Origin of the sequence: Saccharothrix coeruleofusca (genome assembly GCF_017876325.1) — a bacterium.
Classification (GTDB): domain Bacteria; phylum Actinomycetota; class Actinomycetes; order Mycobacteriales; family Pseudonocardiaceae; genus Actinosynnema; species Actinosynnema coeruleofuscum.
The window spans coordinates 4,854,333-4,869,722 of record NZ_JAGINV010000001.1 but is presented as its reverse complement, the minus strand read 5'-3'; the positions used below and the strand labels follow the sequence as shown (position 1 = coordinate 4,869,722).

At 71.1% G+C, this 15,390-nt stretch carries 17 protein-coding genes and 1 pseudogene; 12 read left to right on the top strand and 6 right to left on the bottom strand.

The window, feature by feature from the left end; translation table 11 throughout:
• Positions 1 to 15 precede the first annotated feature (15 nt).
• Positions 16 to 819: an alpha/beta fold hydrolase gene (locus JOF41_RS21670; RefSeq protein ID WP_189223184.1), complete on the bottom strand. Its 804-nt coding sequence runs from the start codon at positions 817 to 819 to the stop codon at positions 16 to 18.
• A gap of 268 nt (positions 820 to 1,087) precedes the next feature.
• Here JOF41_RS21670 and JOF41_RS21665 point away from each other — a divergent pair, with 268 nt between their 5' ends.
• On the top strand, positions 1,088 to 2,356 hold the full coding sequence (locus JOF41_RS21665; RefSeq protein ID WP_244989651.1) for an alpha/beta fold hydrolase: 1,269 nt from the start codon (positions 1,088 to 1,090) through the stop codon (positions 2,354 to 2,356).
• 44 nt (positions 2,357 to 2,400) lie between these two features.
• Here JOF41_RS21665 and JOF41_RS21660 read toward each other — a convergent pair whose 3' ends face one another.
• Positions 2,401 to 3,018, bottom strand: a complete 618-nt coding sequence (locus JOF41_RS21660) for a TetR/AcrR family transcriptional regulator (protein WP_209621500.1) — start codon at positions 3,016 to 3,018, stop codon at positions 2,401 to 2,403.
• A 46-nt stretch (positions 3,019 to 3,064) separates the two neighbouring features.
• Between JOF41_RS21660 and JOF41_RS21655 the strand changes: the two genes are divergently transcribed.
• Positions 3,065 to 3,901, top strand: coding sequence for a CPBP family intramembrane glutamic endopeptidase (locus JOF41_RS21655; RefSeq protein WP_307867490.1), 837 nt, complete (start codon positions 3,065 to 3,067; stop codon positions 3,899 to 3,901).
• Between the two features lie 33 nt (positions 3,902 to 3,934).
• Entirely contained in the window at positions 3,935 to 4,333 is a 399-nt protein-coding gene (locus JOF41_RS21650; RefSeq protein WP_189223187.1) for a RidA family protein, read from the top strand.
• Positions 4,334 to 4,378: 45 nt separating this feature from the next.
• On the opposite strand, the gene JOF41_RS21645 is transcribed toward JOF41_RS21650, so the two are convergent.
• Positions 4,379 to 4,798, bottom strand: a complete 420-nt coding sequence (locus tag JOF41_RS21645) for a CoA-binding protein (RefSeq protein ID WP_189223188.1) — start codon at positions 4,796 to 4,798, stop codon at positions 4,379 to 4,381.
• 105 nt (positions 4,799 to 4,903) lie between these two features.
• Here JOF41_RS21645 and JOF41_RS21640 point away from each other — a divergent pair, with 105 nt between their 5' ends.
• Positions 4,904 to 6,196: a PI-PLC domain-containing protein gene (locus tag JOF41_RS21640; RefSeq protein ID WP_209621498.1), complete on the top strand. Its 1,293-nt coding sequence runs from the start codon at positions 4,904 to 4,906 to the stop codon at positions 6,194 to 6,196.
• 26 nt (positions 6,197 to 6,222) lie between these two features.
• Here JOF41_RS21640 and JOF41_RS21635 read toward each other — a convergent pair whose 3' ends face one another.
• The 3 genes from JOF41_RS21635 to JOF41_RS37905 form a co-directional block, all read right to left on the bottom strand.
• The gene (locus tag JOF41_RS21635; RefSeq protein ID WP_209621495.1) at positions 6,223 to 7,038 is read right to left on the bottom strand and encodes a trypsin-like serine peptidase; all 816 of its coding nucleotides are present in this window, start codon (positions 7,036 to 7,038) and stop codon (positions 6,223 to 6,225) included.
• A gap of 125 nt (positions 7,039 to 7,163) precedes the next feature.
• Complete coding sequence (locus JOF41_RS21630; protein ID WP_209621492.1) at positions 7,164 to 7,673, bottom strand: DinB family protein; 510 nt, start codon at positions 7,671 to 7,673, stop codon at positions 7,164 to 7,166.
• A gap of 98 nt (positions 7,674 to 7,771) precedes the next feature.
• Positions 7,772 to 7,906 (bottom strand): hypothetical protein, encoded by a 135-nt coding sequence (locus tag JOF41_RS37905; protein ID WP_276515707.1) that lies wholly within the window; start codon positions 7,904 to 7,906, stop codon positions 7,772 to 7,774.
• A 106-nt stretch (positions 7,907 to 8,012) separates the two neighbouring features.
• Between JOF41_RS37905 and JOF41_RS38660 the strand changes: the two are divergent.
• From JOF41_RS38660 to JOF41_RS21595, 8 genes and pseudogenes are all read left to right on the top strand, one after another.
• Positions 8,013 to 8,171: pseudogene (locus JOF41_RS38660) on the top strand (hypothetical protein); the annotation flags it as partial.
• A gap of 210 nt (positions 8,172 to 8,381) precedes the next feature.
• The gene (locus JOF41_RS21625; protein ID WP_189223191.1) at positions 8,382 to 9,344 is read left to right on the top strand and encodes a hypothetical protein; all 963 of its coding nucleotides are present in this window, start codon (positions 8,382 to 8,384) and stop codon (positions 9,342 to 9,344) included.
• A gap of 218 nt (positions 9,345 to 9,562) precedes the next feature.
• A complete protein-coding gene (locus JOF41_RS21620; protein WP_189223192.1) occupies positions 9,563 to 10,168 on the top strand; it encodes an ANTAR domain-containing response regulator in 606 nt (201 codons plus the stop codon).
• A gap of 304 nt (positions 10,169 to 10,472) precedes the next feature.
• Positions 10,473 to 11,648 carry a branched-chain amino acid ABC transporter substrate-binding protein gene (locus JOF41_RS21615; protein ID WP_229795444.1) on the top strand — a complete coding sequence of 392 codons (1,176 nt, stop codon included), beginning with the start codon at positions 10,473 to 10,475 and terminating at the stop codon, positions 11,646 to 11,648.
• Positions 11,649 to 11,771: 123 nt separating this feature from the next.
• Positions 11,772 to 12,734, top strand: a complete 963-nt coding sequence (locus JOF41_RS21610; RefSeq protein ID WP_189223194.1) for a branched-chain amino acid ABC transporter permease — start codon at positions 11,772 to 11,774, stop codon at positions 12,732 to 12,734.
• The gene (locus JOF41_RS21605) at positions 12,731 to 13,891 is read left to right on the top strand and encodes a branched-chain amino acid ABC transporter permease (protein ID WP_189223195.1); all 1,161 of its coding nucleotides are present in this window, start codon (positions 12,731 to 12,733) and stop codon (positions 13,889 to 13,891) included. The genes JOF41_RS21610 and JOF41_RS21605 overlap by 4 nt, the downstream gene beginning before the upstream one ends.
• Positions 13,892 to 13,923: 32 nt before the next feature.
• Positions 13,924 to 14,664 (top strand): ABC transporter ATP-binding protein, encoded by a 741-nt coding sequence (locus JOF41_RS21600; RefSeq protein WP_189223346.1) that lies wholly within the window; start codon positions 13,924 to 13,926, stop codon positions 14,662 to 14,664.
• Positions 14,654 to 15,358 (top strand): ABC transporter ATP-binding protein, encoded by a 705-nt coding sequence (locus JOF41_RS21595; protein WP_189223196.1) that lies wholly within the window; start codon positions 14,654 to 14,656, stop codon positions 15,356 to 15,358. Before JOF41_RS21600 ends, JOF41_RS21595 begins: the two co-directional genes overlap by 11 nt.
• Positions 15,359 to 15,390 lie beyond the last annotated feature (32 nt).

The following is a 15,390-nucleotide window of genomic DNA, read 5'->3' as shown; positions in this document are numbered from 1 at the left end:
GGCGGCGCGCGGCCGTCACCCCCGCAGGAAGTCCACCAGCAGGCGGTTGACCTCGGCGGGGCGTTCGAGGAAACCGTAGTGGCCCGCGTCGGCCACCTCCTCGTAGCGCGCGCCGGGGATCGCCTCGGCCACCTCGCGGGCCAGGTGCGGCGGCAGCACGCGGTCGTCGGCGAACCCGATCACCAGGCACGGCACGGTGATCGCCGCGTAGGCGGCCAGCCGCGAGTCGAAGTCGTTCAGCTCCATCTGCGCCCGCACACCCGCGCTGATCGCCGACCCGGTGTACTCGAACACGTCGAGCCAGTCCCGCACCGCCACCGGGTCGCGCAGGGTGGCGGGGGAGAGGTTCACGATCGCGCTGACCGCCGCGTGGTACTCGCCGGGCAGCGTGATGCCCTTGTCGTGCAGCGCCCGCTCACCCCTGGACAGGGCCGACTGGACCGGGTCCTTGCGGCCCGCGGTCGCCAGCATCACCGCGCGGGTCACCAGGTCGGGGCGGGCCAGCGCCAGTTCCTGGGTCACCCGCGCGCCCATCGACGTGCCGACCACCGCCGCGCGGCCACCCAGGTGCTCGATCAGCGCGGCCACGTCGCCGACCAGGTCCCCGATCACCATGCCGTCCGCGCACTCGTCGGTGGGCGGGATGCCCCGGTTGTCCACGGTCGCCACGCGGAAACCCGCCGCGCGCAGCGCGGGCACCTGGTGGGCGTGCCACACCCGGCCCGGACTGCCGGTGCCCATCACCAGCACCACGAGATCTCCGTCGTCGCCCCGGACGTCGTAGCTGAGGTTGATCCCGTTCAACGAGGCGATCGGCATGGGCGCAGGTTAACCACCCGCCCGCGCGGGCGCTATCCATGCCCGCCGTAGGCCGTTCGGGGGTGATATCGGCAGGCGATCGGCCCAGAGGGCACACCCCGTCCTTCACATAATGAACTGATGAAGATCGCAAAAGTGCTCGGACCGCTGATGGCCGTGCTGACGGCGACGGCGCTCGTGCCGGGAGTCGCCGCGGCCGACACCCTGCGGTGGCAGCAAGGACGTCGCCAACCGCTGGTCGCAGAACGACGAGCGCACCGAGTGCGCCATGGTGCAGGTCCCCGTCGACTACGCCAAGCCCGACGGGCGCACGATCGGCATCGCGATCAGCCGGATCAAGGCGAGCGGCCGCAAGGACGGCGTGGTGCTGCTGAACCCCGGCGGCCCCGGCTACACCGGCATGAGCACGCCCACGAAGGTGCTGGACTCGAAGGCCGCCGGGATCGGCGTGCACCACGACCTCATCGGTTTCGCACCCCGCGGAGTCACCTACAGCGGCGGCCTGTGGTGCGAGGACGACCGGACCCAGCCGGACCCCTCCCTGTCGGAGAAGGAGAGGGCGCGCTTCATCGCCGAACGCGACGGGCGCAACCACCAGCGCTGCGTGGCCGCCGACCCGGAGTTCGCACGCAACCTGACCACGGCCACGATCGCGCGCGACATGGACCGCATCCGCCAGGCGCTCGGCGAGCAGAAGATCAGCTACCTCGGCTTCTCGTGGGGCACCGCGCTCGGCGCCCACTACCGGGCCCTGTTCGACCAGCACGTCGACAAGATGCTGCTGGACTCGGTGATGCAGCCGACGTTGAGCATGCTGGAGATGGACCGCGGGCAGCTGACCGCGCGGGAGAACGCTTTCCACGAGTTCGCCGCGTGGCTGGCCCGCAACGACGACGTCTACCGCTTCGGCGCCACCACGACCGGGGTGACGACCGCGCTGCTGGACCTGCGCGCCAGGCAGAACGGCGAGCGCGATCGCAGCGCCTTCGACAGCATGATCACCTACTCGCGGCGCGACTGGCCGGAAGCGGCCAGGTGGCTGGTCGACGTGCGCGACCGCGGCGCGTCCGCGGCCCCGGTGAGCGAACCGGGCGCGCTGGGCTGGGACAGCGAGATCCTCGGGTTCAGCCCGTTCCAGCAGACGGCGGTGATGTGCAACGACTCCGGCAGCACCCGCGACTTCGACGAGATCTGGCGCCACCGGCTCGACCTGATCGAGGAGCTGCCGATCGCGGGCCGCTACGGCGCTTACGCCGACCGCTGCGTCGGCTGGCCGCTGCCCGCGACGCCATGGCAGCTGACCGGCGGCACCAGCACGCTGCAACTGGTCGGGCACCTCTACGAGAGGATCACCCCGATCACCTGGGCCCGCCAGATGCGCGCTCAGATCGGCGGTGCCCTGCTCACCGTGGAGGACGACGAACACGGTTCCCTGATCGACCTGCCGTGCGCCGCCATCGCGGTGGAGTTCTTCGACACGGGCAAGACCAGCGAGGGCTCCTGCCCCGGCGAACCGATCCCGCCCGCCCAGCCCTGACGCGACGGCCTCCGGGAATCCGCTGTAGTCGTGCCGCGTGGGCGCTACCGCTGCCGCGCGATCGCGTCCAGCTCCGCCGCGAGCAGTGCGCGGACGGCTCGCGGGGGGAGCCGCTCCTGGTAAGCCGCCGCCTGCAACGTCAAGCCGTCGATGAAGACGTGCAGCCGCTCCGCCAGCCGCTCCAGCAGCGGGTCACCGAGTTCGTCGCCGATGGCCGGGGGCGGAGCGGCGGCGCGGCGGTGGGCGACGGCCAGGCGGCAGACGTGGCGCTCGCCCTCCCACCCGGCCCGGCGCAGCTCCGCCAGCGCCGGGTCCACGCGCGAGCGCATCAGGCAGGCCAACCAGACGTCGACCTCCACGCGGCGTTCGGCGTCCAGGGGGAGCAGCTCCTCCAGCAGTCGCCGGGCCCGCTCAGGGCCGGGCAGGTCGCCTCGCAGGTGGGCGGTGACGCGGGCCCCCACGGCGGAGGCCACTTCCCGCGCGGCGAACAGGAGGAGACCGCGCTGGCTGTCGAAGTAGTGGCGCAGCCCGCCGACCGACACGCCCGCCTCCTCGGCCACCCGGCGGACCGTGGCGCCCTCGATGCCCTCCTGGTCGATCACGGCCCACACCGCGCGCGCCAGCGCGGCGCGCCGCTGGTCGTGGTCGACGATCTTCGGCATGCCCGTTTTTGTAGCACACCTGTGCGGTTTCGTTTACCGTACAAGTGTGCTGAATAAGACGGCCAAATCCGGTGTTGCCGTGCTCGTCGCCGGAGTGGCGGTCTTCGCGGGCTCCGTGACGCTGCTCGTGCTGACCGGGAACACCGCCGTCCGGTACTCCGCGGACCACGGCGACACCGTCCCGGTGTGGACCAGGTGGGCGCCCGCCCTGGCGGGCATCATGGCCATCCGGCTCGTGCCCGCGAGGCCGCCCGCCGCGCTGCTCGCCTCCGGGGGCACCCGAGTCGAGGCGGAGGTCCTGCTGGCCGCCGCACTGGTGTTCGCGGTGGCGCTGCGCCTGACGGGTGGCGGTGAACCGGCGCACGTGCTGTTGAAACTGCTGCTCCTGCTGGTGGTGCCGCTCGTGCTGTTCCGGGTTCGGCGCGGATCGCCCGCGATCGCGCTCGGCGACCGCCCGCGGGTGGCTCCGGTCGTGCCTGTCGCGGTGTGGCTGCTGCTGAGCTGCGCAGGCCCGTTCGCCCTGCGGCCCAGCGACTACGCCGACACCGTCGACACCGTCGACACCGTCACGCTCATCGCCACCGTGGTCGTGGTGTTCCTGGTGAACAGCCTGCTGGAGGAGGTGTTCTACCGGCGGTGGTCGCAGACCCGGTGGGAGGCCGTCCTGGGCCGGTGGCCCGCGATCGTGCTCGTGTCACTGCTCTGGGCCGGGTGGCACGCCGCCATCCAAGGCGTCGGGGACCTGCCGGTGGACTTGGCCTCGGCGTTCGCGAACCAGGGCGCCCAGGGCCTCTTCCTCGGCTACCTGTGGAGCCGGTACCGGCTGATGTGGCCGCTCCTGGTCGTCCACGGCGCGGTCAACGCACTGCCGATGTTCCTGTGAGACGCCGCCGCGCGGCGCTCCTAGACTCGCCGCATGAGGCGAGCGATCTTGTCCGGGTCCACCTTCGAGGAGCAGATCGGGTACGCCCGCGCGGTGGTCGACGACGACTGGGTGCACGTGTCCGGCACCACCGGGTTCGACTACTCGACGATGACCATCGCCGACGGCGTCGTGGCGCAGGCCGAGCAGTGCCTGGCCAACATCACCGCCGCGCTGGCCGAGGCGGACTGCACCCTGGCCGACGTGGTGCGGGTGACCTACTACCTGCCCGACGCCGCCGACTTCGAACCGTGCTGGCCGGTGCTGCGACGGGCCTTCGCCGAGCACCGGCCCGCCGCGACCATGCTGGAGTGCGGCCTGGCGGACCCCCGGATGCGCATCGAGATCGAGGTCACCGCCCGTCGCCGCCCGCGCGCCGGCCACGGCGGGTAGCGGTCACCGGCCCGCGCGGGCGCGCCGGGTGGTGCTCGCAGGTGGTCAGCGGGGGCCGTTGGCGGGCCACTCGATGGCGGGGCAGCGGTTCATGACCATGTCCAGACCGGCTTCGGTGGTGCGGCGGTAGGCGGCCTCGTCGACCACGTCGAGCTGGAACCACACGGCCTTCGCGCCGATCTTCACCGCCTCGTCGGCGAACGCGCCCGCGGCCTCGGAGCGGCGGAACACGTCCACGCAGTCGACCGGGAAGGGGATCTCCGACAGCGTCGCGTAGCCCCGCTCGCCCAGGACGGTCGGCGCGTCCGGGTGCACCGGCACGATCCGCTTGCCGCGCTGCTGGAGGAACCGCGCCACGCCGAACGCGGCCCGCCCCGGGTTGTTGGCCAGGCCGACCACGGCCCACGTGTCGCACTCCGCCAGGATGCGCCGGATCTTCTCGGAATCGCCCCACGGTTCGGTCATGGTGTCCAGCGTAGGACGAGAACTAATGAAGGTCTTTCGCGTCCACTCTCGATCGGGTGATCCTGGAGCCATCCGCCGCCGCGGAGCACCCGAGAGGAAACCTTGATGCGCGTCATCCCTGCTGTCGCGATCGCACTGCTCGCCTCCGCCACACCCGTCACCGCCACACCCGTCACCGCCCAAGCCGCGCCGCCTCCCGGTGCCTACTACCTGCAGAGCACCGCCACCGGCCTCAACGCCGCCGTCTCCGGCACCACCGTGGTCCAGCACCGCCCCAAGGGCGACGAGGACCACCAGCAGTGGACCCTCGCGGGCCGCACCCTCCAGGAGGGCGGCCGCTGCCTTGGCCGATCCGGTGACCAGGCCGTCGTGCTGGCCTGCGACAGCCCCGACGCCCAGTGGGACGTGCTGGCCGACGCGGGCGACCGCTACCGGCTCAAGGTCCCCGGCGCGGACCGCTACCTCACCGCGCCCGGCGACCAGGTCCGCGTCGGCACCGCCCAGGACCAGTGGTACCTCACCCCGGTGTCACCCCAGCGGGTGCCGGTCCCGGCGGACGGCGCGCGACGGCTGGACCAGGTCACCTTCCTCACCGCGCACAACGCCTACGCCAACGGCGTGGACGGCGGGTTCGCGCCGCCGTTCATCAACCTCGCTCCCAACCAGGCGCGCGGCATCGAGCAGCAGCTCGCCGACGGCGTGCGCGGGTTCCAGCTCGACATCCACCAGACCTCCGACGGCGCGATCCTGTGCCACAACAGCTGCACGCTGGTCAGCAGGCCGGTGGCGCTGTGGGTGGACGTGCAGCGCATCGTGGACTTCCTGCGCCGCAACCCCACCGAGTTCGTCACCGTCTTCCTGGAGGACTACGTCTCCTCCTCGGTGCTGCGCGCCGAGCTGGCCCGCGTCAACGGCCTGGCCGACGTGCTGTTCCGCCCCGACCAGGCGGGGGTGCGGCAGAACGGCTGGCCCACCCTCGACGCCCTGCGCTCCAGCGGCAAGCGCCTGCTCATCTTCACCGACCACAACCGGGCCGACGACCAGGCGCTGCCCAGGGACGGCTACGGCGTGATGTACCAGCAGGACTGGACGGTGGAGAACTACTGGTCCATGGGCTCGGGCACGGGCACCTCCGACTGGTCCTGCTACAGCCGCTGGGGCACGCCGCTGACCCGCACCGAACCGGGCTTCCGGCCGCTGTTCGTGATGAACCACTTCCGCGACGTGCCGCTCACCGGCACGGCCTCCACCGACAACGGCAAGCTCGGCGACCGGGCGCGGCGCTTCTGCGAGCCCGCCGCCCGCAAGACGCCGAACTACCTGGCCGTGGACCACTACCACCTGGGCAACCCGATGGCCGCCGTCGCCACCCTGGCCGGTGAGCGCTTCCCCGGCTGACCGGGGACCGCGCCAGGCGGCCGAGCCTAGGCGGCCGGGTCGCCGCGCCACCGGTGCGGCGACCCGGCGCAGCCCGTGTCCACCCGGCCGTCCGCCCCGATGCACGGGACGATCCGGTAGGTCTGCTGGCCGTAGGAGATGCCCTGGCGCACGGTCACCTCGCCCGCCTCGTCGACCTCGCACGGGTTGTTCAGGGTGCAGCGCTCGCCGTTCTCGTTGCCGGTGTTGTTGACCCCGACGACCTCGCCGCTGGACAGCTGGACCACCGGTGAGCCGGAGGTGCCGCCGATGGTGTCGCACGCGGCGGTGTAGCGCAGCGAGTCCTCCCAGGTCCAGTCGGCTTCGCGCAGCCGGTGCGCGAAGCCGTCGAGCCGGCAGGTGTAGGTCTTCTTCCAGTACCCGGACACCACGCGGATCGCCGCCCCGGCCACGGGGTGCTCCGGGGACAGCAGCAGCGCCCGGCTGCCCAGCTCCTCCACGTCGGCGTAGCTGGAGCCCAGTCGGTACAGCGCGAGGTCGGTGCCGGTCATCGTCGCGTACGCCAGCCGCTCGGCGGTGAGCGTGCCCAGCGTGCCCGTGCCTCGGCGGTCGAGCAGCGTGAACGTGCGGCTGGAGGGCTGCTCCACCAGCACCTCGCCGGGGGCCATCAGCTTCACGCAGTGCCCGTTGGTCAGCACCAGGGCGGGGTCCTCCGGCCGGGCGGTGGGGGTGCGCACCACCGAGCCGGAGCAGTTGCTCAACGCCACCACACCGGTGAAGTCGACCGCCGCGTGGGCGGGTGCGGCGAGCACCGAGGTGAGCAGCGCCGCGCCCGCCACCGCCGTTGGGAAACGCCTGTTCATCAGCCGGAGTCCTCTCTGCTGGCAGGCGCATCGAACCAGCGGCGGGCGCGCGGTGCGGCCGACACGCCGGGGGAGGACCCCGAGTTCACCGGAAAGCGTGGGCGTCCACAGAGGACGGGTCTGCGCTACTCGCCCTTGGTCCCGTCCGCCAGTTCGCGCAGGAAGTCCAGGTGGCCCACGTGCCGCCCGGTCTCCTGCACCAGGTGCGCCAGCACCCACCGCACGGTGCGGCCGTTGCCGTCGCGGTCGGCGCGCGTCCGGTCGCCCGGCGCCAGCCCGGCCAGCGCCCGCGCCGAGCGCTCCCACTCCGCGCGGTAGGCCGCGAGCACGGACTCCACCGTGTCGCCCTCGTCCAGCAGCCACGAGGCGTCGGCGTCCGCGCCCCACAACGAGGGCAGGTCGGCCCCGCCGGTCTCGATGGACAGCCACCAGCGCTCGACCGCGGTCAGGTGCTTGATCACGCCCAGCGCGCTGACCGCGGGCGAGGTGGGGATCGGGGTGGCGGCGGCCTGCTCCCGGCTCAGGCCCTCGACCTTGGCCACCGCGGTGAGCCGCAGGAAGGTCAGGAAGTCGGTCAGCAGTCGCAGTTCGTCGTCCGCCGCCGCGGCGGGCCACACGCGCTCATTCGAACTCATGTTCGAACCCTACGGTGTCGGGGTGTCGGGGTCGAGCGGCGGTCCGACCACAGCGCGGTGGTGGCCACTTGGACGCCCAGCGCGACCGCGAAGGCGCGTCACCGGCCCAGCGGCGGGACGAGGGTGCCGAGGAGCCCGCCGATCGTGGCCGTGCCGAGCCCCAGCGCGGCCTGCTGCGCGGTCGTGAACAGGCCCCCGGCCAGGCCCGCGCCCCGCTCCGGCAGCGCCGCCATGACGGTGCCGACCAGGGGGCCGTGATGAACCCCTGGTTCGAGCCCCTGGCCTGCAACGCGCCGTTCCGGTTCATGATCGACGACCTGGAGGCGCTGCCCCGGCCGACGCAACTGCGCCTACCTGCACTTCACCCACCCCGACTGGATCGCCGGGCACGCCGACCACGAGCGGGAGCGCGCGGCCATCGTGGCGAAGCTGCGCGAGTACTACGGCGAGTCGCTCGCGGAACCGGCGCGGGTGCGGCGGCTGCCCCCGGTGAACTGACCGGCCCGGCCGAGGCCGTCGGAGGGCGCTGATCGGCTGGTACCGTGGGCGGCGGCGTGCGTGAGCGGACGCGAGGCTGGAGCCACTCCCCGGCATCGAGTGGCGGATCCGCCGCAGGGTGGGGGCACCCAAGCTCACAGGACCACCGAAAGCCGAACGACGCGCGTGCGTCCTTGTTCGCCGAGCCGGGCGGCGGGAGCGAGGACCGCGATGAGCCGATCGTCGTTGACCGACCAGCTGGTCGACCTGCGCCGCAGCTGCACCGGCGAGAACCTGTCCCAGGCCGTGCCCGCCGTGCGGGCGGTGCTGCACGAGCTGCCCGACCACCGCCGCGAGCGGGTGGTCGCCGCGCTGCGCGGCGAGGCCGACGCGCGCGGGCTGTTCCTGCCCGAAGCGGCCACCGAAGCCCAGCGCACGCTGGAGTGCCTGGTCTTCCAGGCCGCCACCGAGGCGGGCGGCCACCTGCAGCTGCGCCCGCCCGCGAGCATGCTGCGGCCCGCCCACCCCTTCCGCGCGGTCGAGCCGCACGAGGTGCCCCGCCTGCACCTGGCCGAGCACGCGCTGGGGCCGCTGCTGTTCGAGCTGCTGCCCCGGCACGAGGACGCCTGGGTGGCGGGCGTGGCCGGGTTGCGCGTGCGCAGGCACCCGCGCTCGGTCGAGCTGCGGCTGGCGGGGGTGCCTGCCGCGGTGCTGCTGGCCGGGGTGGACGAGCGGGCCTGGCAGGTCGGCATGGACTACGTGCGCAGGCTGATCAAGGGCCGGGGGCTGTCCGACCGGTTCGCCGAGGGGCCGCTCAGCCAGGCCGAGCGGGACCAGTTGGCCGAGTTCCCCCGGCCCGGCGGCCTGGGCAGCGCCCTGCTGCGCCGCTACGGCCTGTTCACCGGCGCGCCGTGGCTGCGCTCCTGGTCGCACGGCGCGCAGTGGTGGCTGGAGTGGCCGGAGAGCCTGGGCGTGGTGGGAGTGGCCGACCGGTTGCGGCACCCGGTGGTGGGCGTGCCCGGCCTGCGGGAGACCTCGGGCGAGGCGGGTGGCCTGCGGCTGACCGACGGCTGGTACGAGCTGGGCCTGCGGGAGGTGGCCCCGCCGGACCCGGCCAACGAGGAGGCGCTGGCGGCGGTGGAGTGGCCCGAGGGCGTGACGGGCTGGTGGGAGCCGCCGCACGTGGTGGGCTAGGCGTCCGATGTGGACCCGCGGACCGCCGTCGCGGTCCGCGGTGCGGACTGGCGTCCGGTGAACGTGCGGGTGCACGCGCACCCCGCTCGTCCACGGTGGACCGGTGGCCGTGATCACGACCATGGCGGGCTGATCCGGTTCGGGCCCGCCGGTAGACTGCCGGTTCAGCCCCGACGCGCCCGCGCCGTGGCCCGCTGACGTCGTTGAGGAGGACCCCGGTGACCCAACAGGCTGCCGAGGCCCAGTCCCAGGCCGCGCCGCGCCGCGTGCTCGTGGCCGAGGACGAGGCCCTGATCCGCCTCGACCTGGTGGAGATGCTCCGCGAGGAGGGCTACGAGGTCGCGGGCCAGGCCGCCGACGGCGACGAGGCCATCGCGCTGGCCACCGAGCTGCGCCCGGACCTGGTGATCATGGACGTCAAGATGCCCAAGGTCGACGGCATCGAGGCCGCGTCGGCGATCGCGGGCCAGCGCATCGCCCCGGTGGTCATCCTGACCGCCTTCAGCCAGCGCGACCTGGTCGAGCGCGCCCGCGACGCGGGTGCCATGGCCTACCTGGTCAAGCCGTTCGCCAAGCGCGACCTGGTGCCCGCCATCGAGCTGGCGATGAGCCGGTTCGCCGAGCTGCAGGCGCTGGAGAACGAGGTCGCGGGCCTCACCGAGCGGCTGGAGACGCGCAAGGTGGTCGAGCGCGCCAAGGGGCTGCTGATGACCAAGCAGGGGCTGTCCGAGCCGGAGGCATTCCGCTGGGTGCAGCGCACCGCCATGGACCGCCGCACCACCATGAAGGCAGTGGCCGAAGCCATCATCGAAAACTTCGGCTGAGGATTACCCGTTCGGGCAACACCGCGTCCGGTTACCACTCGACTATCGGGCGCGGTTCTGCCATGCCCATTGTTCCCCCCGTTTGGTTACTCCCCGCACCGGGGTCGTGACCTGAGGCTATTTGATCTAAATTTGAGCTTGTTAACGCGCGTGAATTTTCCGGTGACTACCGTCACGATGTGGACACAGAGCAGGAAGACCACCTGTTCACGGAACCGAAGTGAAGCTACCTTCCTGCCCTAACCCAAGCCCTTGTGTCGAGGGCTCCGCCTGTTGGCGGGTTGGTTCCATGGGAGGTATTCCGGTGTCAGGAGCACGACTCGGCCGAGTGCTGGTGCTGGCGGCGGCTTCGTCGCTGGTGCTCGCGGCTTGTGCAGGCGGCGGTGGCGGAAGCGCGTCGGGCGGGGACGTCACCTCGGTCAAGATCGGGTTCATGGGTGACCTCACCGGCGAGAGCTCGGCGATCGTGATCCCGCCCCGGAACGGGGCGAAGATGGCGTTCGACGAGTACAACGCCAAGAACCCCAAGGTCAAGATCGAGATGCTGCCCTACGACAGCCAGGGCAAGCCGGACCAGGCGACCTCGCTGATCACCAAGGCCGTCGGCCAGGACAAGATCGTCGGCCTCATCGGGCCCGCCTTCTCCGGCGAGTCCAAGGCGATCGGCGGCGTGCTGGAGGAGAACAAGATCCCCAGCATCTCCCCGTCGGCCACGAACCCCGGTCTGGCCTCGAACGGCTGGACCTACTGGCACCGCGTGGTGGCCAACGACAACGACCAGGGCCCCGGCATCGCCGAGTTCCTGATCACCGCCAAGTCGCCGAAGAAGGCGTTCGTCATCTCCGACGACCAGGAGTACAGCGTCGGCCTGGCCGAGGCGGTCACCAAGACCTTCAAGGACAAGGGCGTCACCGTCGAGAACGACAAGTTCTCCAAGGACGCCTCCGACTACTCCTCCACGGTCACCAAGGTCGCCGCGGCCAACCCCGACGTGATCGTCTACGGCGGCTACTACGCCCAGGCCGGTCGCCTGCTCAAGCAGCTGCGCGACGGCGGCGTGAAGGCCACCTTCGCCTCCGGCGACGGCTCGCTGGACGCCCAGCTGGTCACCGGCGCGGGCACCCAGGCGGCCGAGGGCGCCGTGCTGGCCTGCCCGTGCAACATCCCGTCGGGCGACGTCACCGGCACGCTGAAGACCTTCGCCGACAACTACAAGAAGAGCGCGAGCGCCGACCCGGCGATCTACGCCACCGAGGGCTACGACGCGGCCACCGCGTTCATCAAGGCCGTCGAAGCGGGCAACACCACCTCGGAGAAGATCAACGAGTACCTGAAGACGGTCAACTTCGAGGGCGTGTCCAAGCCGATCAAGTTCAAGTCCAACGGCGAGCCGGAGAACAACTCCATCTTCGTCTACCAGGTCAAGGACGGCGTCCTCAAGCTGCTCGGCCCGTCGGCCGAGGCGAAGCTCGAGGGCTGAGCCCGAGACGGATTCGAGCAACTGGAGCTGGGGAGCGGGAGCGTCGTGATGGCGATGGCTCCCGCTCCCCGCCACTTATGGCGACGTCTTCCCTCCCGCCCCGTCTCGTGAGGCAAACCTGTCATGCTTGATGATTTCCTCAACCAGTTCCTACCCAGCACGGTGGGCGGACTGGTGTTCGGCTCCATCTACGCGTTGGTGGCGCTGGGCTACACGATGGTCTACGGCGTGCTGCGCCTGATCAACTTCGCGCACTCCGAGATCTTCATGATCGGCACGTTCACGTCGCTGGTGGTCATCACCGCCATCGCGCCGACCGCGCCGTTCACCGGACTGGCCATGGTCGGCGTCCTGCTGCTGATCATCGTGCTGTCCGCCGCCGTGTCCGGCGGCGCCGCGGTCCTGCTGGAGCTGGTGGCCTACCGGCCGCTGCGTAGGAAGGGCGCCACCCGGCTGACCGCGCTGATCTCCGCGATCGGCGCGTCGCTGTTCCTGCAGGAGCTGTTCGCGCTCGTCATCATCCCGTGGTTGACCGGCAAGCCCGGTCGCAACCAGCAGTCGTCGCTGCGCATCGTCGACCGCGACACGGTGTTCACCATCGGCAACGCGCAGGTGCGCACCGACCACATCATCGTCATCGTGGCCGCCGTGATCATGATGATCGCGCTGGACCGGGTGGTGAACCGCACCAAGATCGGCCGCGGCATCCGGGCCACCGCTCAGGACCCCGAAGCCGCCGTGCTGATGGGCGTGAGCATCGACAACATCGTGCGGATCACCTTCCTGCTCGGCGGCACCATGGCCGGTGTCGCGGGCGCGCTCTACCTGATGGAGTTCGAGAACACCGTCTTCAACGTCGGTTTCGTGCTGGGCATCAAGGCGTTCACCGCGGCGGTGCTCGGCGGTATCGGAAACCTGCGCGGAGCGCTGCTCGGCGGTGTCGTGCTCGGCCTCATCGAGAACTGGGGCGCGATCTTCCTGGGTTCGGAGTGGAAGGACGTCATCGCCTTCACCGTGCTGGTGGTCGTGCTGATGTTCCGCCCGACCGGCATCCTGGGCGAATCCCTGCAGAAGGCCCGCGCATGAAAGGCGGCGGAGTGACCGGCAAAGCAAACCCGTTGGCGCGCGTGGGCGCGCTGTTCGACGGTGCCCGCGACTGGTGGGAGCACGCCAAGGTCTGGCAGCGCTACCTGGTCTACATCGGCGCCATCGTCTTCGCGCTGATCCTGCCCGCCCCCTGGATCGGCTCGTTCATGTCGCCGGGCGCGGACTGGACCTCGGTGCTGATCTACCCGGTGGGCACCTACATCCTGCTGGCGGTCGGCCTGAACGTGGTGGTCGGCCAGGCGGGCCTGCTCGACCTCGGCTTCGTGGCGTTCTTCGCCATCGGCGGCTACTCGGTGGCCTACTACGGCACCCAGTACGGCTGGAACTACTGGGCCACCGTGGTCTTCGGCATCGCGCTGGCCGCGGTGTCCGGTGTCATCCTGGGCGCGCCGACGCTGCGGCTGCGCGGCGACTACCTGGCGATCGTGACGCTGGGCTTCGGCGAGATCGTCCGCATCACGGCCAACAACACCGACGAGATCGGTGGCGCGCGCGGCATCACCAACGTCCCGCACCCGCCGCCCATGTTCGGCATGAAGTTCCTGCTCGACCCCGCGCCGTACTACTACCTGATGGTCGCGGCGATCGTCCTGGTCATCATCTTCTCGGTGCGGCTGCAGAAGAGCCGCGTCGGCCGCGCCTGGGCGGCCATCCGCGAGGACGAGGACGCGGCCGAGCTGATGGGCGTGCCGACGTTCAAGTTCAAGCTGCTGGCCTTCGCCATCGGCGCGATGATCGGCGGCCTGGCGGGCGGCATCTACGCGGGCAAGGCGGTGTTCATCGAGCCGAACACCTTCCCGTTCATCCTGTCCGCGACCATCCTGGCCGCGGTCGTGCTGGGCGGCGCGGGCAACCTGCCCGGCGTCATGCTGGGCGCGTTCGTCATCGCCTGGCTGCCCGAGCGGTTCCGCGAGGTCGACTGGCTCAAGGACATGCTGGGCGGCAAGGACCCCTCGGAGTTCCGCATCCTGCTCTTCGGCGGCGTGCTGGTGCTGATGATGGGGCTGCGCCCGGAGGGCCTGCTGCCGTCGCGGCGGCGCAAGGCGGAACTGCACGAGGGCACCGGCGGCATGGGCGCGATGGGCGCCGAGGTCGCCGGTCCGGAGACCGAGGCGTCCACGGAGGCGGTCAAGTGAGCACTCCCGTCCTCAAGCTCGACAACGTGGTCATGCGCTTCGGCGGCGTGGTCGCGTTGCGCGGGGCGGACTTCCAGATCAACCAGGGCGAGATCTTCGCCCTGATCGGCCCCAACGGCGCGGGCAAGACCACGGTGTTCAACGTGGTCACCGGGGTTTACGCGCCCACCGAGGGGCACGTGCTGTTCAACGGCCAGAAGATCGAGGGCAACAAGCGGTTCAAGATCACCAAGATGGGGATCGCCCGCACGTTCCAGAACATCCGGCTGTTCCACAACATGTCGGCGCTGGAGAACGTGATGGTCGGCGCGGACGCGCACCACCGCACCGGCGCCATCGGGGCCACCCTGGGCCTGCCGTGGCACCGCAAGGAGGAGAAGCGCGGCCGCGAGCTGGCCAGGGAGCTGCTGGACTTCGTCGGCATCTCCGGCCGGATGACCGAGACCGCGAAGAACCTGCCCTACGGCGACCAGCGCAGGCTGGAGATCGCCCGCGCGCTGGCCACCGACCCCAAGCTGCTGCTGCTCGACGAGCCCGCCGCGGGCATGAACCCGGCGGAGAAGAAGGCGCTGCAGGAGCTGATCCGCAAGATCCGCGACGACGGTCGCACGGTCCTGCTGATCGAGCACGACATGAGCCTGGTGATGGACGTCAGCGACCGCGTGGCGGTGCTGGACTTCGGCCAGCTGATCGCGGAAGGGCTGCCGCACGAGGTGCAGAACAACCCGAAGGTCATCGAGGCGTACCTGGGGGCGGCTGAAGATGCTTCTTGAGGTCAAGGACATCAACGTCCACTACGGCAAGATCGCCGCGCTCAAGGGGATCAGCCTGCAGGTCAACGAGGGCGAGATCGTCTCGCTGATCGGCGCCAACGGCGCGGGCAAGACGACCACGCTCAAGACCATCTCCGGGCTGCGCCCGCTGACCAGCGGCCAGGTGCTGTTCAACGGCGAGGACATCTCCAAGCTGGCGGGCCACAAGCGGGTCCAGCTGGGCATCGGCCAGTCGCCCGAGGGCCGGGGCGTGTTCCCCGGCATGACGGTGCAGGAGAACCTGCTGATGGGCGCCTACACCCGCAAGGACGACCTGACAGCCGACCTGGACGAGGTGTACGAGCTGTTCCCGAGGCTGGCCGAGCGCAAGAACCAGTTCGGCGGCACCATGTCCGGCGGTGAGCAGCAGATGATCGCCATCGGCCGGGCGCTGATGACCAAGCCGAAGGTGCTGCTGCTGGACGAGCCGTCGATGGGGCTCGCGCCGATGCTGATCGCGCAGATCTTCTCGATCATCAAGGAGATCAACAAGCGCGGCACGACCGTGCTGCTGGTGGAGCAGAACGCGCAGCAGGCGCTCAAGCTCTCCGACCGCGCGTACGTGCTGGAGACCGGCCGGGTGGTCAAGAGCGCGCCGGGCCTGGACCTGCTGGACGACCCGCAGGTGCGCGCGGCGTACCTGGGCGGTCACTGACAGCCGGGACGGTCGGGAGGGGGCCTGCCACC

Coding starts and splice junctions, on each gene's coding strand:
- JOF41_RS21670 (WP_189223184.1), bottom strand. CDS start 819: ATGCCGATCGCCTCGTTGAACGGGATCAACCTCAGCTACGACGTCCGG.
- JOF41_RS21665 (WP_244989651.1), top strand. CDS start 1,088: ATGGTGCAGGTCCCCGTCGACTACGCCAAGCCCGACGGGCGCACGATC.
- JOF41_RS21660 (WP_209621500.1), bottom strand. CDS start 3,018: ATGCCGAAGATCGTCGACCACGACCAGCGGCGCGCCGCGCTGGCGCGC.
- JOF41_RS21650 (WP_189223187.1), top strand. CDS start 3,935: ATGAGGCGAGCGATCTTGTCCGGGTCCACCTTCGAGGAGCAGATCGGG.
- JOF41_RS21645 (WP_189223188.1), bottom strand. CDS start 4,798: ATGACCGAACCGTGGGGCGATTCCGAGAAGATCCGGCGCATCCTGGCG.
- JOF41_RS21640 (WP_209621498.1), top strand. CDS start 4,904: ATGCGCGTCATCCCTGCTGTCGCGATCGCACTGCTCGCCTCCGCCACA.
- JOF41_RS21635 (WP_209621495.1), bottom strand. CDS start 7,038: ATGAACAGGCGTTTCCCAACGGCGGTGGCGGGCGCGGCGCTGCTCACC.
- JOF41_RS21630 (WP_209621492.1), bottom strand. CDS start 7,673: ATGAGTTCGAATGAGCGCGTGTGGCCCGCCGCGGCGGCGGACGACGAA.
- JOF41_RS37905 (WP_276515707.1), bottom strand. CDS start 7,906: ATGGCGGCGCTGCCGGAGCGGGGCGCGGGCCTGGCCGGGGGCCTGTTC.
- JOF41_RS21625 (WP_189223191.1), top strand. CDS start 8,382: ATGAGCCGATCGTCGTTGACCGACCAGCTGGTCGACCTGCGCCGCAGC.
- JOF41_RS21610 (WP_189223194.1), top strand. CDS start 11,772: ATGCTTGATGATTTCCTCAACCAGTTCCTACCCAGCACGGTGGGCGGA.
- JOF41_RS21605 (WP_189223195.1), top strand. CDS start 12,731: ATGAAAGGCGGCGGAGTGACCGGCAAAGCAAACCCGTTGGCGCGCGTG.
- JOF41_RS21600 (WP_189223346.1), top strand. CDS start 13,924: ATGCGCTTCGGCGGCGTGGTCGCGTTGCGCGGGGCGGACTTCCAGATC.
- JOF41_RS21595 (WP_189223196.1), top strand. CDS start 14,654: ATGCTTCTTGAGGTCAAGGACATCAACGTCCACTACGGCAAGATCGCC.